This is a genomic window from Geobacter sp. OR-1 (assembly GCF_000813145.1).
Classification (GTDB): domain Bacteria; phylum Desulfobacterota; class Desulfuromonadia; order Geobacterales; family DSM-12255; genus Geoanaerobacter.
In genome coordinates this window covers 1-25,037 of the sequence record NZ_BAZF01000029.1, presented here as the reverse complement: position 1 = coordinate 25,037, position 25,037 = coordinate 1, and the positions used below count along the sequence as shown (strand labels likewise).

Below are 25,037 nucleotides of genomic sequence, written 5' to 3'. Positions count from 1 at the left end.
CGTTTCCCGCGTTTTCTTGACTGAGATAACTTAATCAGTATAATGGCTCCTATTTTGGATGGAGACAACATGGCCGAGAAATTTGAAACCTCACTCGCTAAACTCGAAGACGTGGTAAACCGTCTCGAAAGTGGAGAGCTTACCTTAGATGAAGCGTTAAAGGCGTTTGAGGAAGGGGTGAAGCATGCGGCCATATGCAACAAAAAACTTAATGAGGCTGAAAAGAAGATTGAATTATTGCTGAAGCAAAAAGACGGTTCGTTTCGCACCGAACCATTCAAACTGTCTGATATCTGACCGTGAAAATATACCTGTATGGAAAGATAACCTTATGGATCTAAAGAAATATATCAAAGATCGTTGCGATATTGTTGACAAGGCACTGGATAGATTCATGCCTCCAGGTGATGCCCTCCCATCCTCTCTGCACACAGCCATGCGATACTCGCTGTTTGCGGGAGGTAAGAGAATAAGACCGGTTTTGTTGCTGGCTGCCTGCGATGCCGTTGGCGGAGAGCTTGAAGCAGCAATTCCTGCCGCATGCGCAATGGAAATGATCCATACCTATTCGCTTATCCACGACGACCTCCCTGCCATGGATGATGATGATTTTCGCCGTGGTCGTCCAACCAATCACAAGGTTTATGGCGAGGCAGTGGCAATTCTTGCCGGTGACGCGCTTCTTACGGAAGCCTTTGTCTTGCTTGCTAACCCAGAATTCTTAAAAGTCAGCCCGACAAAGATGTTAGCAGTAATTAGAGAGATAGCTTGTTGTGCCGGTTCTCATGGAATGGTAGGCGGGCAGGTCGTAGATATGGAGAGTGAAGGGAAAAGTGACATAGACTTGGCCACAGTTCAATACATCCATACTCATAAGACTGGCGCTCTTATGAAGGCATCTGTAAAGGCCGGTGCGGTTTTGGGAGGCGCTTCCGAAGAAGAGCTTGCAGCCTTGACCCGTTATGGGGAGGCAATTGGCCTGGCATTTCAGATCGCCGACGATGTTCTTGATATCGAAGGGACAACTGAGGAGATAGGGAAAGACGCCGGTAGTGACCAGGAAAGAGAGAAAGCGACCTACCCTGCAATAATGGGTCTGGCCGAATCCAAACGGCGGGCATCTGAACTGGTGGAGATGGCATTGGCAGCCCTAGAAACTTTCAACCACAATGCCGATCCGCTTAGAGAGATCGCACGTTACATTGTTGCGCGGAAATCATGAATAAGATTCTGGATAGAATTAACGAACCAAGAGATATCAGAAATCTTACGTTTCCCGAACTTTCGTCTTTAGCAGCGGAAATTCGGAATGAGATTATCGAGACCTGCTCGAAAAACGGTGGGCATCTGGCTCCAAGCCTCGGAGTTGTTGAACTGACCCTCGCACTCCACCGAATATTCGATACTGCTACAGACCGGTTAATATGGGATGTGGGGCATCAGGCATATGCACACAAGCTCATAACCGGCAGGAAGGGCTTGTTTCATACCCTACGGACCCTTGATGGCTTAAGCGGGTTCCCCAAAAGAGCAGAATCCAAACATGACCACTTTGATGTTGGACACTCTTCCACATCAATTTCAGCTGCCACGGGGATGGCCGTATCACGTGACCTGCAAGGGAAGACCAATAAGGTCATTGCCGTAATAGGTGACGGCTCCATGACTGGCGGGATTGCTTACGAAGGGCTTAATCACGCCGGGCACCTAAATAAAGACCTTGTCGTTATTCTCAATGATAATGAGATGTCAATTGCGGAAAACGTGGGGGCTCTATCAAATTTTTTATCGAGAACTATTACCAATGAATTCGTTCATAAGATAAAAAAAGATCTGGAACATTTTCTGGAAGGTCTTGACACGGTCGGACATAATGTTTTGAAAGTTGCCAAGAGGGCCGAAGAATCGCTAAAAGGGCTATTTACCCCAGGGATGCTTTTTGAAGCCTTTGGTTTTGAATATATCGGCCCAATCGATGGCCATGATATCGCGCTTCTTGTGGAAACATTTGAAAAAGTTAAACGATTTGACGACGCAGTATTGATACATGTAATCACAAAAAAGGGGAAGGGATATCTTCCTGCTGAAAACAATCCGGCTCTTTTCCATGGCGTGGGACCGTTTGAAGTATCTACGGGAAAGATCATAAAAGGGAAGGGGGGCGCAGCCTCTTATACCGGGATATTTGGTGATACTATTAGGAAAATTGCCGCCGAGGATGAAAGGATTGTCGCAATTACTGCTGCAATGCCTGATGGTACGGGGCTTTCCGGATTTGCCAAAGATTATCCCGATCGATTCTTTGATGTAGGGATCGCAGAGCAGCATGGCGTAACATTTGCCGCCGGAATGGCCGCAGAAGGGCTACGCCCGGTAGTCGCCGTGTACTCATCTTTTCTTCAACGGGCTTATGATCAAATCTGTCACGATGTCTGCTTACAAAATCTGCCTGTAACTTTTGCCATTGATCGTGCCGGAGTGGTTGGCAGCGACGGGCCTACTCATCACGGCGTATTCGACCTGTCTTACCTTCGCCATTTACCCAACATGGTCATCATGGCGCCAAAGGATGAGAATGAGCTTCAGCACATGCTGATGACAGCAGTAACACTCGACGCTCCGGCAGCGGTTCGCTACCCGAGAGGCAATGGGTATGGTGTGCCGCTAGATCAAACATACCGGGCTCTGCCGATTGGCAAAGCTGAAATTCTGCGAAATGGACCAGATGGTTTGGTCCTGGCGGTAGGAACCATGGTTTATCCCTGTTTGGAAGCTGCCGGTATTCTTGCAGATGAAGGGATCAATCTTACTGTAGTTAATTCGAGATTTATCAAGCCGTTAGACCGCTCCTTGATTTTGGACTTATTGTCTCAAACGAACGGGCGAGTATTTACGGCCGAAGAAAATACCGTTTTGGGCGGTTTTGGATCATCGATTATCGAATTGATTGAAGAGAGTGAGATTTCAGGCGTCGACATAACTCGAATTGGATACCCTGACCATTTTATCGAACAGGGTGAACAATCCGAACTGCGCGCAAGATATGGGTTAGATACTGCAGGTATTGCTGCAACCTTTAGGAAATCGTTAAAAATTGAATAACCAATAACCAATTTAGTGTTTGACTATTGGTTACGGATTTGTAATATTGAAAACACAAGGCTCCTTCCTTCCTTGTCCCCCTATCTGTTATTTTTCTTACCGAATCAACAGATGGGGGGTTTTTATTTTGCATCAGGCCTTCTGAAGGCAATCCACCACACTCTACCAAATATCCTCACGATAAGTCGACACTCCTGTCATATATTGATTTCCTGAATGGCACATGACTACTTCCACAGCCATAATGCTGGACGTAAGTATGGTATGGCACGTGGATCGGATGGGTCCAAATCTATTCGAGAAAGACCAATTCGGTCTACGAGATCATTGATGAGCAATTGTTGTTCATCAGTGATCGGATTGAGTAAGATAGATTTTTTGTGCTTATATTTAAAAAATATTTCTGTCGGTTTCATAACTAATCCTTTCCTTTACTTAACTGTGTTACCGCTTTCTTAGCAGCTACCGTACCACTGCAACTAATTAATTATGCCCACAATATCTTATAGTTATGACATGCCCCAAGATCTGATAATTTGACAGCATGCAACATTTATTGCTTGTCTGCGTAGGGGATAAGAGAAAAGCTATGTATTTCATGGTGATGACTAGCGTCAAGTGATGTGGCAGATGCAAGAATAATTGAAAATAATAGGAATGAGTAAATGGAGAGACGACTCACTTCAATATAATTTCGAGAGATCCAACATAACGATCAACAATAATTGCTAACAAGATCATGACCAGATATGCAATTGATGCTAAGTATCCTTTTCGAAAGTTGTGCTTAGTATTTGAATGGTTATAACCTAGAGTAACAAAAGCCCCCCAAGCAATAAATGCCATGATCCCATAAATACCGGAACTGTAACCTAAAGGCCACAATACAAGAGAAATTGGTAGCAGCAGGGAAACAGAAATATATATCAGTTTTATGGTGATTTTATAGCCATAACATATTGGAAGAACCGGTATATGAGCCTTTTGATACTCATCACGGTAATGGAGAGCGAGAAACCAAAAATGCGGCAGTTGCCATACGAATATTAGAACCGCCAGCAGGAACGCCGGAGCCGATATGGTTTCGATTACCGAGGCCGAACCGATTAGTGGCGGAAGCGCACCCGGGATAGCGCCGGCAAAAACACCCCACGGAGAACATTTCTTCAGCCAGACAGTATAGAGTAGGAGGTAGGTAGCTGCAGCTGCTATCAGAAGTGTTGCGGTTAAGAAATTACAGGCAGCTAGAAGTGAAATGGAGAGTAGGGCAATAGATAGGGCCGCGATTCTTTTTGGCCCAATAGATTCAACCGCCAGGCATCTTTGCCGCAGTCTAGGCATCTTGTTGTCTGTATCTCGATCAAGAATCGAATTTGCCATTGCCGCACCGGTTGCAGCCAGAGTTATACAAATGATTCCGCATGCTGTCTCCTTAATTGAAGGCAATGGCACAGATGAGAGCAGTATGCCTGCCAAACCGGCCAAGGTCTCTGCCAATATAATCCCTGGCTTTGCTATTATCAGGATCGCTTTAATGCGATGAATCTTGTCATGATCATTTGTCATAGCAGCTGAGACTGAATACGAATCCGACAAGGCTGGCATCAATTCGCCTCCAATTTATTGATAGTTCATGCTAAGCAGCAACTATGCCTTTTTGCATAAATAATACGTTTAAGCGCAATGCGGGTCTCAGCATATCCGGTTTGCTGTCTATGGCAACGTATGTTGCAAAGCAATCGGCAGAGTAATGCCTTTTATTACTTTTAATGCCTGGTATTGGCGGTAAACTTTTTTTGTCAATAGCAATATTAATGGCACATATTCTCCCTCATTATCCTGAAGGGTGAAACAAGAGGCTGTCTGTATTAACTGCTTGATATTGCATGTGATTACTGATTCTGCTCAGATTTTTTCAAGGCATTAACTTGATAAGTAATACATACGGAAAATCAGCATGTTAACTTTAACGACACGGAAAGGCATGGAGTGTGAATCTATACTTTTGGGTGCTGGAGACCCGATAAATGGCGCTGTTATATGAACCGATAAAGTCTTCCTTTTCAGTTGCCGTCTTGACGATCGTCATTATCTATTGTTTAGGCATCGGCGATATTGCCTATGCTCATATTGAGGGATCTAATACTGTAACAAATCCAGGAGGTGTTACTGGTAATACTTCCTACAAAAAAGTTGAGGTCAAAGAGCTTCTAGGAAATAAAATCCCCCTTGATCTGAAATTTACGGATGAGTACGGAAAAGTCATACGACTGGCCGACCTGATCACTACTCCTACCATCATTGTGCCCGTATATTATAGTTGTACAAATGTGTGCAACTTCCTCCAGGGAGGGTTGGCGAAGGTGTTGCCTGCCGTTAAACTCCAACCTGGCAAAGAATACCGGGTTGTTTCAATCAGTTTCGACGAAACTGAGACTCCGGAACTGGCGCTGCGAAGCAAGAAGACATATCTAGCGTCTATGAACGTGCCATTCCCTGAAGATGGCTGGCGTTTCCTGACCGGAAATAAGGAAGAGATCGCCAAGCTGACTGATTCTTCCGGATATCGTTTTGAGCGAAAAGGAGCTGATTTCATTCACCCGGTAGTATCAATAGTGGTTGCAAAAGACGGCACAATAGTCAGGTATCTGTACGGCACGACCTTTCTTCCCAAAGATCTGTCCCTGGCCATTCTTGAGGCAAAGGAAGGAAGGATCGGAGAGGCAGTAAGAAAGATTGTGGGATACTGTTTCAGTTTTGATCCGGGAAAAAAGAGTTATGTCTTTAACCTTCTCAGAGTTAGCGCCACCGCTGTTTTTCTAACCGCAGGCGGATTTTTGTCATTCCTTGTTCTGGCAGGTAAAAAGCGAGACAGGAACAATACGAGGAAAACATGAACTCGTCAAACCATCCAACTCTCCCGCTAACAAGCTTCTGGAACGACACTGGGAAGTGCGGCGTCTCAGCCTGGGTTTTTTCCACTGACCATAAAAGGATCGGCCTTCTCTACCTGTATTCGGTGCTGATATCCTTCTTGGTGGCGGTATTGATAGGGCTTCTGCTCAAGATAGAACTTATGGCACCGGGACGGACCATAATGGGACCGGTAACCTATAACGCCCTGTTTACTGTCCATGGGGTTTTGATGATCTTTCTGTTCATAATTCCAGGGTTCCCCGGAGTATTCGGCAACTTGGTAATGCCGATCCAGATCGGTGCAAGCGATGTCGCTTTCCCCCGCCTAAATCTATTATCCTGGTGGCTCTATATAACAGGTGCTCTAACGATAGTCCTGTCGCTCTTTACCGGCGGAGGGCCACCAGACACCGGTTGGACCTTTTATGTGCCGTTCAGTGTCAGAACCGGAACCAATGTCTCACTTGCCGTAATAGGGGTTTTTATAGTCGGATTTTCATCCATTCTCACCGGCATCAATTTTGTGACAACCATCCACCGCTTAAGGGCGGATGGCATGGCGTGGGGGAGATTACCGCTCTTTGTCTGGTCTATTTACGCCACTGCCTGGATACAGATCCTGGCCACGCCAGTTCTTGGCATAACCCTGCTTCTGGTTGTTGCGGAACGGCTGCTTGGCACGGGCTTATTTGACCCTTCCCGGGGCGGTGACCCGATAATGTTTCAGCACCTGTTCTGGATCTATTCCCATCCTGCGGTTTATATCATGATTCTGCCGGGGATGGGGATAGTCTCCGAAATATTCCCGGTTTTTGCTCGTAAACCGATCTTCGGATACAAGATGATCGCATTCTCAAGCTTGGCAATTGCCGGTGCCGGCTCTCTCGTATGGGCTCACCACATGTTCACCAGCGGTATAAGCGATATGGCAGTTCTGGTTTTTTCGTTTCTCACATTTGTTGTTGCCATACCATCGGCCATAAAGGTGTTCAACTGGGTTTCAACTCTTTACAAGGGGTCAATATCCCTGGAAGCACCGATGCTTTTTGCCCTTAGTTTTATAATGCTCTTCTCAATAGGTGGACTTACCGGCCTTGTTCAGGGAGCAGCAGCCACCAACATTCATATCCATGACACCCAGTTCGTTGTCGGTCATTTCCACTATGTTATTTTCGGCGGCGCAGGATTCGCATTCTTCAGTGCCATGCATTACTGGTTGCCAAAGTTTTTTGGCCGCACCTATTCCGAAAAGCCGGCAATGATTTCCTGGGGGCTGATGTTCGCCGGGTTCAATCTTACATACTTCCCGATGATCATTCTCGGAATGAAGGGGATGCCGCGGCGCTATTATGATTATTTGCCGGAATTCGCCCCTCTTAATCTGATATCCACTATTGGCAGCTGGATACTTGCCGCAGGTCTGGCAATAATGATGATCAATCTGTTCATGGGCCTATTGAAGGGAAGACCATTTGGAAGTAATCCATGGGGTGGCGCCACGCTGGAATGGACAACACCGTCGCCGCCGCCGACAGAAAACTTTGACGAAGAGCCGGTGGTAACACATGGGCCTTATGATTTTAACAGAGCGGGCGTTCCATGATCCGGAAGATGGAAAAAGAATATGCCGGGGCAAAGCTAGGGATCTGGCTCTTCCTCTTTACGGAAATACTTCTGTTCGGGGGGTTATTCCTGCTTTATGCAACTTATCTTTCCTCATATCCCCGGGAATTTGCCATTGCGGGGAGGGAGATGCACTTAGGCTTTGGTACGGCCAACACAATTTTGCTGATAACCAGCAGCCTGTTTGCGGCAATGTCAGTGACTGCCGTACAACAAGGAGAGATTCGTAAGGTATTGAATCTGCTTGGAGCGACAATCATCTGTGCCATGATCTTTCTGGTTAATAAGTACTTTGAATGGAGTTCTGAAATTGGCCACGGGTTTTATCCGGATTCGCCGAGGTTTTCTGCCGGCCCGATAGGAGAAGCCCTGTTTTTCAGCCTTTATTATCTCACAACCGGTCTTCATGGATTTCATGTGCTGGCAGGTGTCGGTCTACTGACAGTGGTTGCCCTGAAGGTCAGGCGGGGAGCCATACATGCCGGAGATTACGTGCTGCTCGAGAATTCGGCTCTATACTGGCACCTTGTGGACTTGATATGGATTTTTATTTTTCCCCTTTATTACTTGGTCCTTTAAGGAGTCAGGGTTGGCTGACATAGAGAAAGACAGTCATCATATAATACGTTACCCAAAACTCGTTATGGTCTGGGTATTCCTGTTACTTTTGACCGGGCTAACAGTCTGGGTTTCTCGGCTGGATCTGGGTGTGCTCCATGTTTGGGGATCCCTTGCAATTGCAGTAATGAAAGCTTTTCTCGTCATTGCTTTCTTCATGCATATGCGATACGAGGGGCGCTTGCTGCGCGGGCTGTTGTTGCTGACGTTGGTTACGCTCGCAATTTTCATCGGTTTCACATTCTTTGACCTCTCATACCGGTAGGGAGTTGAAGTGGATCCAATAATTCAGACAACGAATCAGGCAGTAGACCCGGTTTTCAAATTTATCATCGGGATCTGCATACTGTTGTTCATTGTCATCTCTACCGTCATGTTGGTTTTTACTTTCAGGTATCACCGATCACGATCTCCGAAGCCAACCTCCGTTGCAGACGGTAACATCTGGCTTGAAATCCTCTGGACGTTTATCCCGACATTGTTGGTTATGGCAATGTTTTATTACGGGTGGGCCGGCTATCTTGCCTTGCGCAATGTGCCCGGGAACGCTCTTGAGGTTACCGCAACTGCCCGGATGTGGTCATGGAGTTTTTCCTATCCAAATGCCAAAACCAGTAGGAAAATGTATGTCCCTGCCGGCAGGCCTATCCTGGTCAACCTGGTTTCACAGGATGTTATTCATGGTTTTTACATCCCAGCCTTCAGGGTAAAGCGCGACGTCGTTCCGGGGATGAAAAACCATGTCTGGTTCATAGCTCCACAAAAGGGTTCCTATGACCTTTTCTGCTCAGTTTATTGCGGTACCGAACATTCTAAGATGCTAGCTACAGTTGAAGCGGTCTCGGAGCAGGAGTTCAATGACTGGTTGAACCAAGTCGAATCACACCATGAGAAAATATCCGGCAGGAAACTGCTTGAGACTTTAGGGTGTCTCGGATGTCATTCGCTCGATGGAACTGCAGGAGTGGGCCCGACATTCAAGGGACTTTGGGGGAGCAAACAGATTGTTTTAACAAACGGGAAAGAGCGGAGTGTGATTGTAGATGAAGAATATGTCAGGAGATCGATATTGGACCCTAAAGCAGACATCGTAAAGGGGTATCAGCCGATCATGCCTGTCAATTCTGATTTACGGGAAAATGAGATTGAAGAGCTAGTTGAATTCATTCAAGAAATAGGCGGCCACTCAAAATGAGACATTTTTTGATCTTACTGTTTGTGTTGTTGGTTGGGATGTTTGCCTGCAGACCGTCCACAGGCGGCTCTGAGAAAGGTGGGGCATTGTCTCTCAAAATATATTCCGCAGAACTGGGGAGATATATCATGTCACAAAAGGTTATTAAGACAGAACAGGAATGGAAAAGGATTCTGACCAAGGAGCAGTTTCACATCCTCAGAGAAAAGGGGACTGAACGGGCGTTTACTGGCAAACTCCTGAAAGTCCACGAACATGGGGTATTCCGATGTGCCGGTTGTGGGCTTGATCTGTTCAATTCCGAGGACAAATTCGAGTCTGGAACTGGATGGCCAAGTTTCACAAAACCGATTGCGCCGGAAAACATCACAACTAGACCTGATAACAGCCTGTTTTCCAAAAGGACAGAAGTTCTCTGTTCACGGTGCGAGGGCCATCTGGGCCATGTTTTTGATGACGGCCCCAAACCAACCGGTCTAAGGTATTGCATGAATTCTGAAGCTATGCTGTTTGTTGAATTGAAAGGGCAGTAATGACGATTGCACATATGACATTTGGATTACTACAAAAGCGGTCATGTAAACAGAACTTCTTTTCAGCCATTGTATTATTGCTCTGTTTGCTGGCCAATCTGTGCGGTACGTTAGATTCTTATGCCGAGCAGCCGCAAACAGCCATTGCAATGAATGTTGAAAATGACGCTTTCTACGGAAAGGACGAAAATTACACTGCCGGACTTTCCCTGGTTCTGTCACGAAACAACAAAGGATTACTGGGAGATTTCTGGAATCTGTTCGGGACCGATACCGGCTTCAAGTCCTCATCTTATGAAATTGCCCAGCTTCTATTTACACCGACTGAACTTTACTCGACTGTTCCTGACCCCAAAGACCGTCCATATGCAGGTATTCTTTATCTGGGGCTGACAACCCACCACCAAACCCAATCAGCTTTGCAAACCTTAAAACTGATTGTCGGCGTTATCGGCCCGTATTCTCTCGGAGAAGCCGGACAGGAAGCCGCCCACCATTTGTTTCAGAACAGGTTGCCGCAAGGGTGGAGTCACCAGCTCAAGAACGAGCCGTTATTGGATCTCCAGTATGAATATCGTCACAAATTCGACATCACGGAATATGTGGGAAATTTGGGAGTCCAGTTGTTCCCGATCTGCAGCGCGATGCTTGGCAATTACCTCACCAAAGGGCACTTTGAGGGGCAGGTTCGCATTGGATACAATTTGCCTGAAAGTGCCGGTGATACAACGATTCGGGGGATCGGGACCGTTCCGATCTTTAATAATCATCGAAACAAGCACCAATGGGGGGCATATTTTTTTGGAGGTGCGGGTGGGGACTTGGTTGCCAGGGATATTACGCTCGATGGCAATACCTTTGAAGACAGCCCAAGGGTAAAAAAGCGTGTTTTTGTACCATTTGGGGAGTTGGGGGTATCGATCATGGCAGGTAGAGTTAAGACATCATTTACCTACGTTATAGTAGGGAAGGAGTTTTTCGGCCAGAGGGAGGTTGAGAAATATGGGGCGGTGAATTTGACGTATTTTTACTAAAGCGATGCTTCAGCAAAACATATCTATCCTTTCAAAAGCATAAGCTTATCCCTCCGAGAATAACATCGGAATCTTTGTCATAATCTGTAATTATCCGATTCCAGGAAGTCCGTACGCCCCAGATTGTATTTAAACGGTACCCAGCAGACATGGTCATAATTGCAGCTAACGGCTTATGGGATATCCTGTCAGGGATAAAGTTATCGTGATGGAAGGTAACATAGAGGCCTGCGCCAATTCCCAGCGAAAGTTTATCAGCTAAAAAGTCATTCACCATCCATAATTCCGTAGAAATCCCGTTGCGGTGGAGTTTGCCGTTGTTCCCTTCATTGAGCCATCCTATGCTGAAATCCAAGTGGTCTGCAAGCGTTTGCCGGTATTCTATCCCGGATGCCAAGCTGCTTTCGGATTTAAAGCTGTTCATGATCGTTTCCCCAATAAACAGGGTCACTTCGTTTTCGGAAGGTTTTGTTTTAGAGTCGGCCGCTTTTGGAGCGCGCAATGGAGCTTCCAACTGGTAACCGAGTCCGGTAATTACTGATACAGTATCGAAACCGCTTACGCCCCCGACCCAATTAGTGCGGATCTGGAACAGCCAATTGTCTCTATAATGCCAGGTTGCCGAAACGCTTAATATTCCTTGCAGCCCATGGTCGTTAACATACTCATTACCGTTCCCTGAACTGGTGGTATCAAAATACAAAAATGGTCCGATACCCGCAGCTAAGGAAAGCCTGTGCTTCAAAAGATGCGTCTTCCCCCATAATTGCATGGAATTTCCGTCACGGTGGTGGTTCGTAACGTGGCCTTCATTAAGATAGGAAATGCTGGCAGCAAAACTCTCTCCCAAAGACTCCTGATATTCCAATTGCCATGCATATGTCATATCATCTGAGTCATTATCCTTTGCGGCACCGCCCAGTATAAAGAATTCCTCGCCACTTGAATCGGCGGAATAAAATAACAATAAAAACAACAGAAAGATTGACCGCATTCTTTACCTATAACAACTATTATTTCATTTTTTTCACATAATTCAGGGTCCCTCCTGCAAGCAGTTCCAGCCGCTCTTTTTCCGAGACATCAAGAACCGTAAGGATTATTCGCCCCTTGCTTTCAACCGGCAATTCATTTTCCCCTTGGCTAATAAGGTTGCGAATGTTGCAAAGTGTTAGAATGTCTCCCTGCTTGATGGTATCGTAATCAGCCGGGTTCTTGAAAGTCAGCGGCAGGATGCCGAAATTGATAAGGTTTGCCTTATGTATCCGTGCAAAACTCTTGGCTATTTTAACTCTGATACCCAAATAGCGTGGCGCAAGGGCGGCATGCTCACGTGAAGATCCCTGGCCATAGTTTTCACCGGCAATAATTACGCCGTTACCCTTTTCCTTTGCACGTTTATGGAACTCGGGGTCTATCTGCTCGAATACGAACTGGCTGATGGCCGGTATATTGCTGCGATAGGGGAGCACTTTGTTTCCTGCCGGCATGATCGTGTCGGTAGAAATGTTATCACCCAGGGTGATGATAACCTCTGCTTCAAGATTTTCGGGTAGCTCCTCGAAATCCGGGAAGGGCACAATATTGGGGCCGGTGACTATCTGTATATTTTCAGTCTCCTGAAGAGGAAAGATTATGCTTGAGTCATCAAGAACGTACTTCGTCGGGTTTTGTACAGCGGGCCATTTCATTATTTCACCCAGTCTGCGGGGATCTGTAATTTCTCCGAAAATTCCGGCAGCAGCAGCAGTTTCGGGAGAGCACAGGTAGACCATGTCGTTTTTAGTGCCGCTACGCCCGGGAAAGTTTCTTGGAAAAGTTCTCAGGCTCACTTGACCGGTCCCAGGTGCCTGCCCCATACCAATGCAACCCAGGCATCCTGGCTGATGTATCTGCGCTCCCGCAAGAAGAAGCATCATTACCCCTCCCTGGGCAGCAACATTCTCCAATACCTGGCGGCTGCCGGGGTTCACGTTGAAGGAGAGATGAGATGCGACCCTTCTGCCATCGAGAATCCGGCAAACTGTCATGAGATCCCGGAACGAGGAATTTACCGAACTGCCGACGATTACCTGATCTACCTTGGTGCCGGCAACGTCTCTGACCGGGACTACTTTGTCCGGTGAGGATGGGCAAGCGATCAGCGGTTCCAGGGAAGACAGATCGATCTCGTCGTATTCGTCATATGTTGCATCCGGATCTGGGGACAATTCTTGCCAACATGCCCCGCGACCCTGGGAATCAAGGAATTCTTTGGTTCGCCCGTCTGATGGAAATATGCTGGATGTTGCTCCCAGTTCTGCCCCCATGTTACCGATGGTGGCCCTGTCCGTAGCTGAAAGTGTGGCAACCCCGGGACCATAGTATTCGATAATTTTACCGACACCACCCTTTACAGAGTGCCTGCGAAGCATTTCAAGAATGACATCTTTGCCGGATACCCAAGGTGGAAGTTGGCCAACAAGTTTGATCCCCATAACTTTCGGGCATGGGAGATAAAATGGGTTGCCAGCCATGGCCATAGCAACATCCAGCCCCCCAGCGCCTATGGCCAGCATCGAAAGCCCGGCTGCGGTAGGAGAATGGGAATCAGCTCCAAGCAGCGTTTTACCTGGGATACCAAATCTTTCCAAGTGTACTTGGTGAGATACCCCGTTTCCTGCTTTTGAAAGATAAATCCCAAATTTCTCTGCTGCAGTCATCAGGAAGATATGATCATCAGAATTCCTGTTGTCGGTCTGCAGCAGGTTATGATCGATGTACTGAGCCGCAAGTTCTACCTTTACCCTGTCTGCCCCCATGGCCATAAATTCGAGCAATGCCATGGTACCGGTCGCGTCCTGAAGTAAAGCGTGGTCGATTCTGAGAGCAATCTCTGATTTTGGAATCAGATTTCCCGAAACCAAATGAGATTCGAGGATTTTTGTGGTGAGATTTTTCCCCATAAGTGACTCCTTGGCACTGTAACTAGATTCGATAAGTTTAGCTGGTACAATTTGCTGACTGGATAAGTATACAGGAAAGCAGTATTTATGCCGTATTTAGCCTATTGCAATAGATAAAGGAATCGCTAGGTTAACGAGCTCGCAGTGAAGTATGCCGTGCAATAGAGAATAACTAAATTTGTTGAATTTGCATTAAAAACAGTTAGTAGCGTCGGCCAGAAGAAATGGCAATTAATGTATCAGATGAAATATTTGTTGCAGGCAATAGTAAGTCTATTCAACTATATGAACAAATGTAAATAGTAGGGTTGTAGTTGATAATGAAATTCATTTGCAATTTATTAGGCCGATGGTTATAGTATAAATAAAGGAGCAAAATGATTAAACGGAGGTCAGCCATGAAACGGGTAACAGGTCTAATAGGAATTGTGGCTGCATCTGTTCTATTAACATCGGTACAGTTCGTTTCAGCTGAAGTAACTGGCGGAAATGAGGTCAAGAAAGATGAATGCTTGCTGGTCTCAAAGAACTGTGTTGATAATGTCGATTCAATTCAGCAGCGGATTGATAAGCTGAATAAAGAGATATCTAAGGGAACGGATGTATACACTAAAGATGAATTGCGTAATCTCAACGATAAATTACGTGAGACAGAAAGGACCCTTGAATTCATGACTGTTGGTGGGTGATTTCTCGGTATAGAGGTGGACATAAATGAAATAAAGAGACAGCAAAACATTATTACTGTCTCTTTTTTTGGGGGTGAGGGAAGAATATCTTGCTTAGACAACACGTAATTTTTAAATGTGGATCACTTTCAAGGTCAGAGAAAAGGCAACTCAGATGAATAACCGCATCGAGGATGAGAATACTCGCATCAGACTTCTGATTGAGGTTGACAAGGGTACCTTGCCAACTGACGGCGGCCAGAAGTTTAATAGACTTATATTTTCGACCAGCCCTTACCTGCTGCAGCATGCCGATAACCCGGTTGGTTGGTTCCCATGGGGTGAGGCCGCTTTTGAAATAGCCATTTCCGAAAATAAACCTGTATTCCTGTCAATTGGTTATTCCTCTTGTCATTGGTGCCATGTCATGGCACACGAATCATTTGAAGACCCTGATGTAGCGGCAATTTTCAATCGTTCTTTCATATGTATCAAAGTTGATCGTGAGGAACGGCCTGATATCGACGAGCAATATATGGCTGTTGCACAGTTGATGACCGGAAGCGGAGGGTGGCCGCTGAACGTATTTATGACTCCAGATAAAATCCCATTTTATGCCACTACTTATATCCCGAGAAATCAAACCATGGGGATGCCGGGAATAATCCAGGTGTTGGAATATTTTGCCAAGCTCTGGCGGACTGACCGGAACAAGCTTGAACACAACTCAATCGCTGCACTCAAAGCTCTCGGTCAAGTGTTTTCGCCGCAACCGGGAACCATTACAAAATATCAAGTCATGGATGAAGCGTATCGGCAATTAATTGAGATCTATGACAGCCAATATGGCGGGTTCGGTAATACCCCGAAATTCCCCATGCCGATAATCATCGATTTCCTTCTGCGCTACGGCAGGAGCGGAAATTCGGGTCCTCTGCAAATGGTTACTAACACGTTACGCCAAATGAGAAACGGAGGGATCTATGATCAGCTCGGATTCGGTTTTCACCGCTACTCGGTTGACCGCAACTGGTTAGTGCCGCACTTTGAAAAGATGCTCTACGATCAGGCGCTCATATCATTGGCATATCTGGGAGCTTTCCAGTCAACATCTGATCAATTCTTCCGACAGGTTGCGGAAGAGATATTTTCCTATGTCCTGAATGACATGACGTCACCAGACGGAGCATTCTTTGCTGGTCAGGATGCCGATAGCGAGGGGATGGAAGGCAAGTATTACCTTTGGACTACCGCTGAGATCCAGGCAGTCATAGGCAAGCGCGAAGCCGGGAGTTTTTTGCCGAATGTTCGATGTTACCGAGCAAGGGAATTTTGACGGCCGCAATATTCTTCATCTCCCTGTTTCACTTGAGGAGTTTTCCGCTGAGGAGGGGATATCGCCGGATATAGTTGCTGCTGATCTCCTGAGATGGCGCGGCTCTATACTTAGGGTGAGGGGAGAGCGAGTCAGGCCGTTTCGTGACGAAAAGATTATAACAGCCTGGAACAGTCTCATGATTACCGCTCTGGCAAGGGGATACGCTGTTATTGGTAACGAAAGGTATCTCGAAGCCGCCGTCAGGGCAGTGGAATTCATTCTCGACTCATTGACAGGAACTTCTTCACGGTTAATGAGAAGTTATTATCTGGGGAAAACATCGGGTAAAGGGTTTCTGGAGGACTACGCCAACTTTGTCGGGGCACTTATCGAGCTTCACCAAGTTACCTTTACAGATCGCTATCTGGAACAGGCAAGTCATTTTGCCACAGAGATGCTTAGAATCTTCGGCACAGACAATAGCGGTGCTCTATTTGAAAGCGGCAACGATGGCGAAAAGCTGCTGGTAAAACATATCAGTTCACATGACGGCGTAATGCCATCGGGAAACAGTATGGCGGCCTTAGCTCTCTTAAGGCTTGGCCGGATTACCGGTGATTCTTTTTTCTCCAAAAGAGGGGAGGCAATCCTGAGGTCATTCATGGGGACAGTAGCTCAAGCCCCCACAAACTCATTGTATTTCCTGTCAGCCTTGGATTTCAGCGATTCGCCCGAATATACTGTGACAATTTCGGGAGAAAGAAATGAATTAAAGCCGTTCCTCTGCTTGCTATACAGCAAATTTATCCCAAACGCTGTCTTTCGTTACGCCGGTAAAGGGGAGGCCGGAAATTACCAAACTCTTGAAGGTCGGCCGACGGTCTATGTATGCGCAAAAAACGCTTGTTATCAACCTGTAAACCGAATCGAGGCGCTCTCGACATTGCTTGAAGAAATCACATGACTAATCTTGATTCCCTTTGAGCTCATAACCAGGCGTTATCAATCCAAAGTCTTGGCGTAAAGCCGCAGAAGCAACGCGGCAAATAGAGTCGCTGCAATAGCTGCAACCCCGGCGATTTTCCTCTTCCGATCCGTCTCTGCAAGTTTATTTATGTGCTGTAGCTGTATATCCAGATCTTTACTGATTTCAGCCGTCTGTTCCTTGATCTTCAAGACATCAAGTTCGTGAAATAGAGTGTGAAAACGGTTTCTCGCCGCGAACAATGTTTTTTCCATCTGGCTGGTATCAACCCCTTTTCCTTTGAAATCAGCCAGTTTTCCGTCCAAGTAAACAATCTTGGTTTCGGTTTCCCGCATCGCTTCCTTTATCCGAAGGGACTTCTCAAAATCGTGACATCTGGTGCAATCCTTTTCATTAATCAGTTCAATGGTCGCCTTCATCACCAGGTGATTCCCATGGCAGGTGACGCAGGTAGGGCCTCCTCTGCCGAGAGTTTTACCATGCAGGCTTGCCAGATAATCCTTCATCACTCCGACGTGGCAGCGCCCGCAAAAGCCCGGGATATCATTTGGGTTCGGTTTCCCAAGAAATCCCCGGTCAGGGTTCATCGCATTAACGGCATCTTTAGGGTCACCACCGTGGCAGTCGTTGCAGGCGATACGGTTCTCGGCATGGATGCTCTTTCGCCAAAGCTCAACCGGTTTGGCAAGCCTGCCGGTCTGCGCTCCATGGCATTGTACGCAGGCGTTGTCGGTCGGTGTTACTGCTGACGAATGCGATGGCTGGAAAAGAATTAGTCCTGACAACACGAGAACGTGAATGGAGCTGATTCTAATCATGAAAAATGCCCCCATATAGCGAGCCCGATCCAAATCAGAATCCCCCCGAATGCTGCAAATCATAAATAATGGCCTTTTCAAAGGGTGTTTCTCTGCGCCGCGGTCGACGAACGGTAGAAGAGCCAGGAAAGTCATCGCCGCACCCTGAACAGCCAACCCCAGGAACTCACTGGGAAACAGTTTGAGTGTCTGGTAATTTGCCAGAAAGTACCATTCAGGTTTTATGTGGGCAGGGGTCTGGAATGGATCGGCAGGGATAAAGGCGTCTTTGGGTAGAAATAGATAAGGATCAAAAAACAAAACAGCAAAAAAGAAGGCCAAATATAGCATTACAGAAGTGATGTCCTGGAGCAGATAATTGGGAACGAATGGAATTCCTCCCGGATGTGCTTCATAATGGAATGCCTCTCCATGCCAGCCGTTTTTAGTCTCCTTCAGGCCGAATGGAGGTTTGGAGACGCCGATTCTCTGGAGCAAAAAGAGGTGAAGCCCCACAAATGCAAGTATGGAAATCGGGATAACCGCTACATGCAGCGCAAAGAAGCGCCCAAGGGTAGGGGGGCCTACCAATTTCCCACCCCGCAGGAACTCCACCAGATAGCTGCCAATGAAAGGGATTGTCCCGACACTGTTCGTGGCAACAGTTGTCGCCCAATATGAGAGCTGGCTCCAGGGGAGTAGATAGCCGGTTAAAGAAATTGCCATGACAAGGTTGAATAGAATGAAGCCAGAAAGCCAGTTAAGTTCGCGCGGGCTTTTGTAACTCCCCATAAACAACACCGACAGCATATGGAACAGGAGGATCAGCACCATCATGTTGGACCCCACCACATGACACATACGTATCAACCAGCCAAACGGAACCCTGTTCATAATTGTCGTGATACTGGCAAATGCCTTGTCAGCGTCTGGTACGTAGTAAATTAAAAGGAGAATCCCAGTTACTATCTGTAACGAAAAGATAAATAAAAGCACACTCCCCATGGAATACCAGACATTTATGTTTCTGGGGAGCAGGTAACCGGTCAATTCCTTTTCAATAAGACTATGGGTCCCGATCCGAACGTCTAGCCAATTATCAATCAGTTTAAAAAGTGACATATAATTATCACCCTATGGTAATTGTGCCGTTAGCTACCTTGACTGGGAGAGCTTGAAGCGGTTTCGGTGGCGGGCCTGAAATAACGGCCCCTTGAGCAGTGTAGCGTCCTGCATGGCAGGGGCAAAGGAATTCGCCTTTATCCTTTTGCCACTGGACAATGCAACCGAGGTGCGTGCAAACAGCGGAAAATGCAATGACCTCGTGTTCTTTGATTTTTATCACTACCGCTGCTGAACCGGCATACTGGAAGAATTTCGCTTCACCTTCAGAGATAGTGCTTTCTTGAAACATTACTTTGCCGCTAGTTTCTTGTCCCGAAATTGGTGACAAGTACCTATAAACAGGATATACCACGGCTGCCACGGCTGCTGAAGCCATCCCTTCGAGGCATATGCCCAAAAATTTCCTTCTTTCGCAGTTTTCCATTATTACTGCCAATGGATGCAAGCAACTGGACAGATGTCTATTGCGTCACTCTGTATCATTTCCTCGGTAGCACCGGAAGGGTCAAAACATTCTGCCTTGCCGCTGTCGTCAAACCGGAATACATTTGGCAGGTTGTTGACGCATAATCCACAACTAATGCAACTGTCCTGATCAACTACTACATTACTGGCCATTTTCTCCTCCAAATACTCGAATCTCTGTTGATTCAGCTTTATGTTAGCTCTATTTATCTGTAAAACAACTTAACAGTTCAATAGCAGCAAATATGCCGCAAAATAATACAATTATATGGACTAGTTACCTGACAATGCAAAGCCATCACATGCAACTCGGAATCAAGATATTCCTGAATGGACGGCAAAATAAGCCGCTGGTGAAATGACATGGGAAAAGGGGTGTTATTGTTTCAGATGCAACGTTTTTTGCAGGAAAAACCGTATGAATTACGTTGTTGGTTACAGCCCTTAAAACGATACCCAGAACTGGCTCTCACTATCCGTTCTTACCAAAGGAAACGGCTGATCACTGTAGATTTTGATTAAGGGAGCAGAATAACCGTTTTTTTGAAAGAAACAGCAGCTCCTCAACATACGGGAGATCCTCCTCAGCAATCAGGATTTCCTTGATGTCACTTTCCTCTTTTCCCATTTGCACTGAATACTCGACGCCGCCAGAATCCAGAATATCCTCTACAGTATCAAGATCATAATCACTTTTTGCATCATAAAATCTTGTCATCACACTCGCCTCCTTGGTCGAAAAGCTGCAACTCGGCGCTAAATCACAGATAGATTAATGATTAATGTATGCAGGCTCTCTTACCAATTGTATCTGTCACTACTTTTGCAGCCGTCCTCATTTCCAGGCAGTTGAAATTGATCAGTGCCACATCAAGTTCACCTTTTATGCCTAACGGAATCAATCCTTCCTTGATAAATATGTTGATGTCTTTATCATCCTTTATAAGTATTGAACCTTTATATTCTACTTTCAAACCATCATTGTATATGCATTTCATATTTATCACCTTCCTTTGAATATATTTTGCCATATATTACGCATAAAGTCATTTAAAACCAATAGTTGCAATCATGGGATCTGTCATTAGCGGATGTGCAGGTGAAGTTCGGTACCAGGAGGAAGGGATTCGCCTTGATTTAGATCTGACGGAGGATAAGGTATATTCGCTGTGTCGCCGATAATATAATCAACAATACTCTTCCTGCCGTTATCCAGCCATATTTCCCAGTGCCGTTCTGTTCCTATCTTTTCGCTTGCATAATATTCCTTTGATGCTTTGTAGCGGCATTCTGAAGGGTCATTGTTGTTTACAATAGAATCTAGGCAGTTTCCCAGTCGTCGTGCCCGCGACATGACATCCTTGTTACCTTTTGCAAGTGCCATTGGAGTTGCCAGCTCACTGTACTCCATCTGTACGGTAAGTGAAGTCATAACCCAATCTGCTTCATTCCTGTCCGTAATCCAGGTGATTACTTGTGCACCGTCAACTTTTTTGGCAACGCTTACATTTGCATGGCAACCCTCAGGCGGTTTTCCGGACCAGGATTTAGTGTTGCTGATCTCACTGAATACCTTGACAGAACAGTCGGCAAGGTGCGACAAGTCGGCTCCTTTGGCAAGAGTGGCCCAAAAACATTGTGAAATAATAACTAACGAACGAAAATATGTCATGATATATGACCCAATTTCATAAATCTGGGCAGGCTTTGAGGCAATTACCTTCTTGAAGCGTGAAATAAAAAGTCGCGCCGCTACCGGCTTCTCCCTCGGCCCAGATTTTTCCTCCATGTCTGTGGACAATCCGTTGCACAGTGGCAAGACCGATACCAGTTCCTTCAAATCCTTCACAGTTCTCAAGTCTCTGAAACGGAGCAAACATCCTGTCGCTATATTTAGGATCAAAACCGACCCCATTATCTCGGACAAAATAAATATCCATCCCGTTAGCCTCTTTTCTGCCGAACTCAATAATGGCTTTTTCTTTTGTGCGAGTGTATTTCCATGAATTCCCCAGAAGATTCTCAAGTAATACTTTAAGTAACGTTTTGTCACCTTCAGCTATTAAACCTGGCATAATCCGAAAATCCACATTGCGCTCAGACAGCTCCAATATCTTCAAATTTTTGGAAATGTCTGCCGCAATATTTCCGAGATCAACCCTGCTCATCTTAAGTTCTGACCGGTTGACCTGTGAGAAATTGAGCAGAGTGCCAATGAGTTCGTTCATTGTCTTAACCCCATTTGCTATCTCATCTATATAGGCCCTGCATGTTGCATCTAGTGAAGCACCGCACAGTTCTGTCAAAACCTGGCAATAGCCGTTGATTACTGATAATGGTGTACGCAGATCATGTGAAACTGTGTAATTGAATGTTTCCAGCTCACTGTTAAGTGCCTCCAACTCCTCGGTTCTGGTCATTAGACTTGCATTAAGAGCTGCTATGAAATCGTTTTGTTCTTTAACAATGCGATTAATTGATATTGAGTCGATACATTTTTGTATAGCGTCGAAGAGCAGTTTATTGACTATTGGTTTGAGAACATACTGATTTATACCGATGTCGATACAATCTATAAGATATTGGGTATCGGTTCTTCCGGTGAGGATTATGATCATTACATTCGGGTTTAATAACTTGATTTTTCTAGACATTTCCAGACCATCCATTTCAGGCATAGAAATATCGGTAACTAGAATATCAGTTGTTTGTTGAGAGTATATTTCAAAACCTTCCTTGCCGTTTTCAGCTTCGAAAAGCTTAACAAATGGGAATTTGGTTTCGATCATTGATAAAAGAAGTTTCCTCGCATCCTTCTCATCTTCAACACAGAGCAGAGAAAGAGATCCTTGGGTCTCAGAAGACATATACATTTTTCAAGCCTCCCGGCCGTCTATATCTTGTGGAATAAGTAAATATGTATTGAGCAGAAATCATGCCTAGTGAGATTGTAGAAAAAAGTCAATAAAATAAATATCATGCAGACATTGACAGGATTGCAAATGAGCAACGATTATTTCAAGGTATATTATTGAAGCGCAATCTAAGTAGGGAGTTCGGATGTCTTGACTAAACATACCGCTCGTAAAAGTGCATTTTTACGGGCGGTATGTCGTACGCAGTTAACTGACAAGTTTAATTGCAATTGTTGCGACATGCCTGCCATGAAAATGAGCCGCATCTAGCTCATTTTGAATCGGGGTTCTTTCTCCTTTGGTCCCGGCAATGGTAGATACTCCATAAGGGGACCCACCGGTTATTTCATCATTGTTCATCTGCCCGGCAAATGAGTAAGGGAGCCCTACTATTACCATTCCGTGATGAAGTAGAGTCATATGAAAACTGAGGATAGTAGACTCCTGCCCACCATGTTGAGTTGCCGAACTAGTAAAAACCCCGGCCGGTTTTCCTATTAAGGACCCTTTAAACCAGAGTTGGCCGGTGGCATCCAAAAACTGACGCATCTGCCCGCACATATTCCCGAATCTTGTCGGAGTGCCGAATATAATAGCGTCGTACTCTGGGAGTTCATCAACCGTGCATACAGGTATGTGTCTGAATTCTCTTTGAATTTCAGTTGCACCCATCTTTTCAATGATATCGGGAGATAACGTTTCCGGAACCCTCTTAAGGATTGCTTCAGCCCCAGGAACCGTCTTAACTCCTTCTGCAACCGCTTCTGCAAGGCGATGCACATGTCCATACATTGAATAGTAAAGAATCAGGGTCTTCATGAAGTACTCCTTTCAATTTGCTTTTTTCCGTCTAAGGCGATTATTGAGCGCTTGCCTAGTAATCCCCAGCATTTGAGCGGCTATTCCTTGATTGTTATTGCTGAGTTCAAGGGCTCGCTTTATCAGCTCTGTTTCAGCTTCTTTGATCGTTGGGAAACGTGTAAAAGTAATTGGATTGAAATCAATTTCCTCAGAAAGCTCGGTGTCAAAGAAATGTGAACCTTTTTCCCGCGCAATGAGATCCTTGAATGAAGAGACATGGATTTTGCCATCGGAACTCCTTGTAACGACATCGAGAATCATTGCTTGGAGTTCACGCACATTGCCTGGGAAATCATATGTGGAAAGCAGATTAACAAGTTCTTTTCGATAGGTAAGTTTGTTCTTACCCTGCATATTAGAATATTCAGTCATATAGTGGTTTAATAGCAGTGGAATATCGTCAAGTCTGCTGCGCAGGGGAGGGATGTTTACCTGATGTGAACATAGACGGTAATACAGATCTTTACGGAATTTACCTTCAATCATTCTAAGCTTGAGGTGCTGGTTTGTTGCGACCAGAAGCCTCGCATTATTCTGGACAGGAATATCCGACCCGATTGGGTAGTATTCGTTTTCCTGTAACAAACGAAGAAGCTTTATCTGTGAAAGTTCATTCAAATCTCCGATTTCATCAAGAAACAAGGTACCATTTGCCGCCTTTTTAATTAGACCATCTCGGTCCGAGATCGCTCCGGTATATGAACCTTTTTTGTGTCCAAAAAGAGTGTCCGAAAAAAGAGTGTCATCAAGTCCCGCGACATTGACAGATACAAACATTCCTTCCCTTTTACTTAGAGTATGAATGGCCTGCGCAAACAGTTCCTTGCCAACTCCGGTCTCTCCGGAAATAAGTATCGGCTGAAATGAGTCGGCAATAATCTTCACATATCTGATAAGCGAGAGCATTTCCTTATTTTGAGTAATGATGTATGGGGCAATGGAAGCGGCATGCTGTTCATCAGCAGTTGCATTATTTTGAGATGCTACGATCTCTTCATTTAGTGAATAAAGTTCAAGAGCGCGGTTGACGCTGGATATGAATCTTTTTATCACCACTGGTTTGGTAAGATAATCGACTGCTCCAAGTTTCATGCACTCGATCGCAGTATCAATCTGTTGTTCAGCTGTAACGACAATTACTGAAATCCCCGGATTTTTATTTGTTATCTCTTCAAGTAACGTAATTCCAGAGATCTTCGGCATCATGAGGTCCAGTACAATAACTGCTGCAGGAAAACTTGCAAGATATCTTGTGAGGTCACGGCCATCCTCAAAAGTAACGACATATTTCATTCCAGAACTTCTAAGGAAAGATTCAAGCAATTCCAATGCTTGTGGGTCATCGTCAACCAGAAGTACAGGTAAATTGTGAAAGTTTTCGGGTATCATTAATCTCCTCGCTGTTAAAAAGTATATTCTGGCAATCTAATGCGTTCAAATTAATTGAGCAAATCAATTGTATACCAGTGTCAGTTATTGGCTATCAGCTTTCAGCATTTTGTTTGCCAATAATCACGACAAATTAATCACTAATACAATCGACTAGTTACAAGCGATCAAATCAAAATGGTATTAAACTATTCATGACATTTATTCCTTCAAATTAATCAATGATGCGGGAAATCAGCATTAATAATCTGAAATATATATCATCGCTAAATGTCCTGTAAAATACATTTGTCTAGCAAAATCAGGCAACATTTAGAATGAACCTGTTAAGGTTGGCTGATATGACAGTGTTGTTGCATGTGCAAAAAATGTTGCATAATTATATGCAAGTGCTTCCGGTTACTGATATGTGATTGGCAAGATAGGTAATACCACAGAACTCTTAGAGCTTAATTTACATAAAACCCTATTACGACCCATAAGATATATTATGTCAAGTTGCCTTGAAGTCCAGCATTCCTTATGCACACATGGTGGCGATTAATCAA

25 protein-coding genes are annotated in these 25,037 nt (G+C 45.3%); 13 read left to right on the top strand and 12 right to left on the bottom strand.

Annotated features, from left to right (window positions below):
- Positions 1-69 precede the first annotated feature (69 nt).
- From OR1_RS19305 to dxs, 3 genes are read left to right on the top strand one after another with little or no spacing between them, the layout of a single operon-like run.
- On the top strand, positions 70-297 hold the full coding sequence (locus OR1_RS19305) for an exodeoxyribonuclease VII small subunit (protein WP_041974526.1): 228 nt from the start codon (positions 70-72) through the stop codon (positions 295-297).
- Positions 298-331: 34 nt separating this feature from the next.
- On the top strand, positions 332-1,222 hold the full coding sequence (locus tag OR1_RS19300; protein ID WP_041974524.1) for a polyprenyl synthetase family protein: 891 nt from the start codon (positions 332-334) through the stop codon (positions 1,220-1,222).
- Positions 1,219-3,102 carry a 1-deoxy-D-xylulose-5-phosphate synthase gene (gene dxs, locus OR1_RS19295; protein WP_041974522.1) on the top strand — a complete coding sequence of 628 codons (1,884 nt, stop codon included), beginning with the start codon at positions 1,219-1,221 and terminating at the stop codon, positions 3,100-3,102. Before OR1_RS19300 ends, dxs begins: the two co-directional genes overlap by 4 nt.
- Before the next feature lie 678 nt (positions 3,103-3,780).
- Here dxs and cyoE read toward each other — a convergent pair.
- Positions 3,781-4,707, bottom strand: coding sequence for a heme o synthase (gene cyoE / locus OR1_RS19290; RefSeq protein WP_041974520.1), 927 nt, complete (start codon positions 4,705-4,707; stop codon positions 3,781-3,783).
- Between the two features lie 422 nt (positions 4,708-5,129).
- Between cyoE and OR1_RS19285 the strand changes: the two genes are divergently transcribed.
- Genes OR1_RS19285 through OR1_RS19255 form a run of 7 tightly spaced genes read left to right on the top strand, consistent with a single transcriptional unit; the run spans position 5,130 to position 11,021 of the window.
- Positions 5,130-5,999 carry an SCO family protein gene (locus OR1_RS19285; RefSeq protein ID WP_041974518.1) on the top strand — a complete coding sequence of 290 codons (870 nt, stop codon included), beginning with the start codon at positions 5,130-5,132 and terminating at the stop codon, positions 5,997-5,999.
- Positions 5,996-7,621, top strand: a complete 1,626-nt coding sequence (locus OR1_RS19280; RefSeq protein ID WP_041974516.1) for a cbb3-type cytochrome c oxidase subunit I — start codon at positions 5,996-5,998, stop codon at positions 7,619-7,621. The genes OR1_RS19285 and OR1_RS19280 overlap by 4 nt, the downstream gene beginning before the upstream one ends.
- A complete protein-coding gene (locus OR1_RS19275; RefSeq protein WP_041974514.1) occupies positions 7,618-8,220 on the top strand; it encodes a cytochrome c oxidase subunit 3 family protein in 603 nt (200 codons plus the stop codon). The genes OR1_RS19280 and OR1_RS19275 overlap by 4 nt, the downstream gene beginning before the upstream one ends.
- Positions 8,221-8,239: 19 nt before the next feature.
- Positions 8,240-8,524, top strand: a complete 285-nt coding sequence (locus OR1_RS19270; protein WP_370543381.1) for a cytochrome C oxidase subunit IV family protein — start codon at positions 8,240-8,242, stop codon at positions 8,522-8,524.
- A 9-nt stretch (positions 8,525-8,533) separates the two neighbouring features.
- On the top strand, positions 8,534-9,454 hold the full coding sequence (coxB, locus tag OR1_RS19265) for a cytochrome c oxidase subunit II (RefSeq protein WP_041974512.1): 921 nt from the start codon (positions 8,534-8,536) through the stop codon (positions 9,452-9,454).
- A gap of 38 nt (positions 9,455-9,492) precedes the next feature.
- A complete protein-coding gene (gene msrB, locus OR1_RS19260) occupies positions 9,493-9,987 on the top strand; it encodes a peptide-methionine (R)-S-oxide reductase MsrB (protein ID WP_041974552.1) in 495 nt (164 codons plus the stop codon).
- On the top strand, positions 9,987-11,021 hold the full coding sequence (locus OR1_RS19255) for a lipid A deacylase LpxR family protein (RefSeq protein ID WP_041974510.1): 1,035 nt from the start codon (positions 9,987-9,989) through the stop codon (positions 11,019-11,021). Before msrB ends, OR1_RS19255 begins: the two co-directional genes overlap by 1 nt.
- Positions 11,022-11,052: 31 nt before the next feature.
- Here OR1_RS19255 and OR1_RS19250 read toward each other — a convergent pair whose 3' ends face one another.
- Both OR1_RS19250 and OR1_RS19245 read right to left on the bottom strand, forming a co-directional pair.
- Positions 11,053-12,015, bottom strand: coding sequence for a hypothetical protein (locus tag OR1_RS19250; RefSeq protein ID WP_041974508.1), 963 nt, complete (start codon positions 12,013-12,015; stop codon positions 11,053-11,055).
- Positions 12,016-12,034: 19 nt separating this feature from the next.
- Positions 12,035-13,966 (bottom strand): aconitate hydratase, encoded by a 1,932-nt coding sequence (locus OR1_RS19245; protein WP_041974506.1) that lies wholly within the window; start codon positions 13,964-13,966, stop codon positions 12,035-12,037.
- 398 nt (positions 13,967-14,364) lie between these two features.
- On the opposite strand from OR1_RS19245, the gene OR1_RS19240 reads away from it, so the two are divergent.
- From OR1_RS19240 to OR1_RS22930, 3 genes are all read left to right on the top strand, one after another.
- Positions 14,365-14,655, top strand: a complete 291-nt coding sequence (locus tag OR1_RS19240) for a hypothetical protein (RefSeq protein ID WP_041974550.1) — start codon at positions 14,365-14,367, stop codon at positions 14,653-14,655.
- A gap of 154 nt (positions 14,656-14,809) precedes the next feature.
- Complete coding sequence (locus tag OR1_RS22935) at positions 14,810-15,970, top strand: thioredoxin domain-containing protein (RefSeq protein WP_237754365.1); 1,161 nt, start codon at positions 14,810-14,812, stop codon at positions 15,968-15,970.
- A gap of 178 nt (positions 15,971-16,148) precedes the next feature.
- Positions 16,149-16,916, top strand: coding sequence for a hypothetical protein (locus OR1_RS22930; protein WP_237754364.1), 768 nt, complete (start codon positions 16,149-16,151; stop codon positions 16,914-16,916).
- A 38-nt stretch (positions 16,917-16,954) separates the two neighbouring features.
- Here the strand turns inward: OR1_RS22930 and OR1_RS22925 are convergent, their stop codons facing one another.
- The 9 genes from OR1_RS22925 to OR1_RS19185 form a co-directional block, all read right to left on the bottom strand.
- Complete coding sequence (locus OR1_RS22925; protein ID WP_237754363.1) at positions 16,955-18,856, bottom strand: cytochrome b N-terminal domain-containing protein; 1,902 nt, start codon at positions 18,854-18,856, stop codon at positions 16,955-16,957.
- 7 nt (positions 18,857-18,863) lie between these two features.
- Positions 18,864-19,283: a ubiquinol-cytochrome c reductase iron-sulfur subunit gene (locus tag OR1_RS19220; protein WP_041974504.1), complete on the bottom strand. Its 420-nt coding sequence runs from the start codon at positions 19,281-19,283 to the stop codon at positions 18,864-18,866.
- A gap of 2 nt (positions 19,284-19,285) precedes the next feature.
- On the bottom strand, positions 19,286-19,477 hold the full coding sequence (locus OR1_RS19215; protein ID WP_041974502.1) for a ferredoxin: 192 nt from the start codon (positions 19,475-19,477) through the stop codon (positions 19,286-19,288).
- Positions 19,478-19,826: 349 nt separating this feature from the next.
- Positions 19,827-20,045, bottom strand: coding sequence for a hypothetical protein (locus OR1_RS19210; RefSeq protein WP_370543380.1), 219 nt, complete (start codon positions 20,043-20,045; stop codon positions 19,827-19,829).
- 58 nt (positions 20,046-20,103) lie between these two features.
- Positions 20,104-20,322 carry a hypothetical protein gene (locus tag OR1_RS19205; RefSeq protein WP_041974498.1) on the bottom strand — a complete coding sequence of 73 codons (219 nt, stop codon included), beginning with the start codon at positions 20,320-20,322 and terminating at the stop codon, positions 20,104-20,106.
- Between the two features lie 86 nt (positions 20,323-20,408).
- Positions 20,409-20,927 (bottom strand): hypothetical protein, encoded by a 519-nt coding sequence (locus OR1_RS19200; protein WP_082003048.1) that lies wholly within the window; start codon positions 20,925-20,927, stop codon positions 20,409-20,411.
- An 85-nt stretch (positions 20,928-21,012) separates the two neighbouring features.
- Positions 21,013-22,191, bottom strand: coding sequence for a response regulator (locus OR1_RS19195; RefSeq protein ID WP_160295283.1), 1,179 nt, complete (start codon positions 22,189-22,191; stop codon positions 21,013-21,015).
- 255 nt (positions 22,192-22,446) lie between these two features.
- The gene (wrbA, locus tag OR1_RS19190) at positions 22,447-23,058 is read right to left on the bottom strand and encodes an NAD(P)H:quinone oxidoreductase (protein WP_041974492.1); all 612 of its coding nucleotides are present in this window, start codon (positions 23,056-23,058) and stop codon (positions 22,447-22,449) included.
- Between the two features lie 12 nt (positions 23,059-23,070).
- A complete protein-coding gene (locus OR1_RS19185; RefSeq protein ID WP_041974490.1) occupies positions 23,071-24,489 on the bottom strand; it encodes a sigma-54 dependent transcriptional regulator in 1,419 nt (472 codons plus the stop codon).
- Positions 24,490-25,037: the final 548 nt, after the last annotated feature.

What these genes read in the sequence shown, in the direction of transcription:
- OR1_RS22925 (WP_237754363.1), bottom strand. Translation starts at nt 18,856, where the DNA reads ATGTCACTTTTTAAACTGATTGATAATTGGCTAGACGTTCGGATCGGG.
- OR1_RS19240 (WP_041974550.1), top strand. Translation starts at nt 14,365, where the DNA reads ATGAAACGGGTAACAGGTCTAATAGGAATTGTGGCTGCATCTGTTCTA.
- OR1_RS22935 (WP_237754365.1), top strand. Translation starts at nt 14,810, where the DNA reads ATGAATAACCGCATCGAGGATGAGAATACTCGCATCAGACTTCTGATT.
- OR1_RS19245 (WP_041974506.1), bottom strand. Translation starts at nt 13,966, where the DNA reads ATGGGGAAAAATCTCACCACAAAAATCCTCGAATCTCATTTGGTTTCG.
- OR1_RS19275 (WP_041974514.1), top strand. Translation starts at nt 7,618, where the DNA reads ATGATCCGGAAGATGGAAAAAGAATATGCCGGGGCAAAGCTAGGGATC.
- OR1_RS19215 (WP_041974502.1), bottom strand. Translation starts at nt 19,477, where the DNA reads ATGGCCAGTAATGTAGTAGTTGATCAGGACAGTTGCATTAGTTGTGGA.
- wrbA (WP_041974492.1), bottom strand. Translation starts at nt 23,058, where the DNA reads ATGAAGACCCTGATTCTTTACTATTCAATGTATGGACATGTGCATCGC.
- msrB (WP_041974552.1), top strand. Translation starts at nt 9,493, where the DNA reads ATGTTTGCCTGCAGACCGTCCACAGGCGGCTCTGAGAAAGGTGGGGCA.
- OR1_RS22930 (WP_237754364.1), top strand. Translation starts at nt 16,149, where the DNA reads ATGATTACCGCTCTGGCAAGGGGATACGCTGTTATTGGTAACGAAAGG.
- OR1_RS19300 (WP_041974524.1), top strand. Translation starts at nt 332, where the DNA reads ATGGATCTAAAGAAATATATCAAAGATCGTTGCGATATTGTTGACAAG.
- OR1_RS19250 (WP_041974508.1), bottom strand. Translation starts at nt 12,015, where the DNA reads ATGCGGTCAATCTTTCTGTTGTTTTTATTGTTATTTTATTCCGCCGAT.
- OR1_RS19195 (WP_160295283.1), bottom strand. Translation starts at nt 22,191, where the DNA reads ATGTCTTCTGAGACCCAAGGATCTCTTTCTCTGCTCTGTGTTGAAGAT.
- cyoE (WP_041974520.1), bottom strand. Translation starts at nt 4,707, where the DNA reads ATGCCAGCCTTGTCGGATTCGTATTCAGTCTCAGCTGCTATGACAAAT.
- OR1_RS19220 (WP_041974504.1), bottom strand. Translation starts at nt 19,283, where the DNA reads ATGGAAAACTGCGAAAGAAGGAAATTTTTGGGCATATGCCTCGAAGGG.
- OR1_RS19280 (WP_041974516.1), top strand. Translation starts at nt 5,996, where the DNA reads ATGAACTCGTCAAACCATCCAACTCTCCCGCTAACAAGCTTCTGGAAC.
- OR1_RS19185 (WP_041974490.1), bottom strand. Translation starts at nt 24,489, where the DNA reads ATGATACCCGAAAACTTTCACAATTTACCTGTACTTCTGGTTGACGAT.
- OR1_RS19285 (WP_041974518.1), top strand. Translation starts at nt 5,130, where the DNA reads ATGGCGCTGTTATATGAACCGATAAAGTCTTCCTTTTCAGTTGCCGTC.
- dxs (WP_041974522.1), top strand. Translation starts at nt 1,219, where the DNA reads ATGAATAAGATTCTGGATAGAATTAACGAACCAAGAGATATCAGAAAT.
- OR1_RS19205 (WP_041974498.1), bottom strand. Translation starts at nt 20,322, where the DNA reads ATGAAATGCATATACAATGATGGTTTGAAAGTAGAATATAAAGGTTCA.
- OR1_RS19255 (WP_041974510.1), top strand. Translation starts at nt 9,987, where the DNA reads ATGACGATTGCACATATGACATTTGGATTACTACAAAAGCGGTCATGT.
- OR1_RS19305 (WP_041974526.1), top strand. Translation starts at nt 70, where the DNA reads ATGGCCGAGAAATTTGAAACCTCACTCGCTAAACTCGAAGACGTGGTA.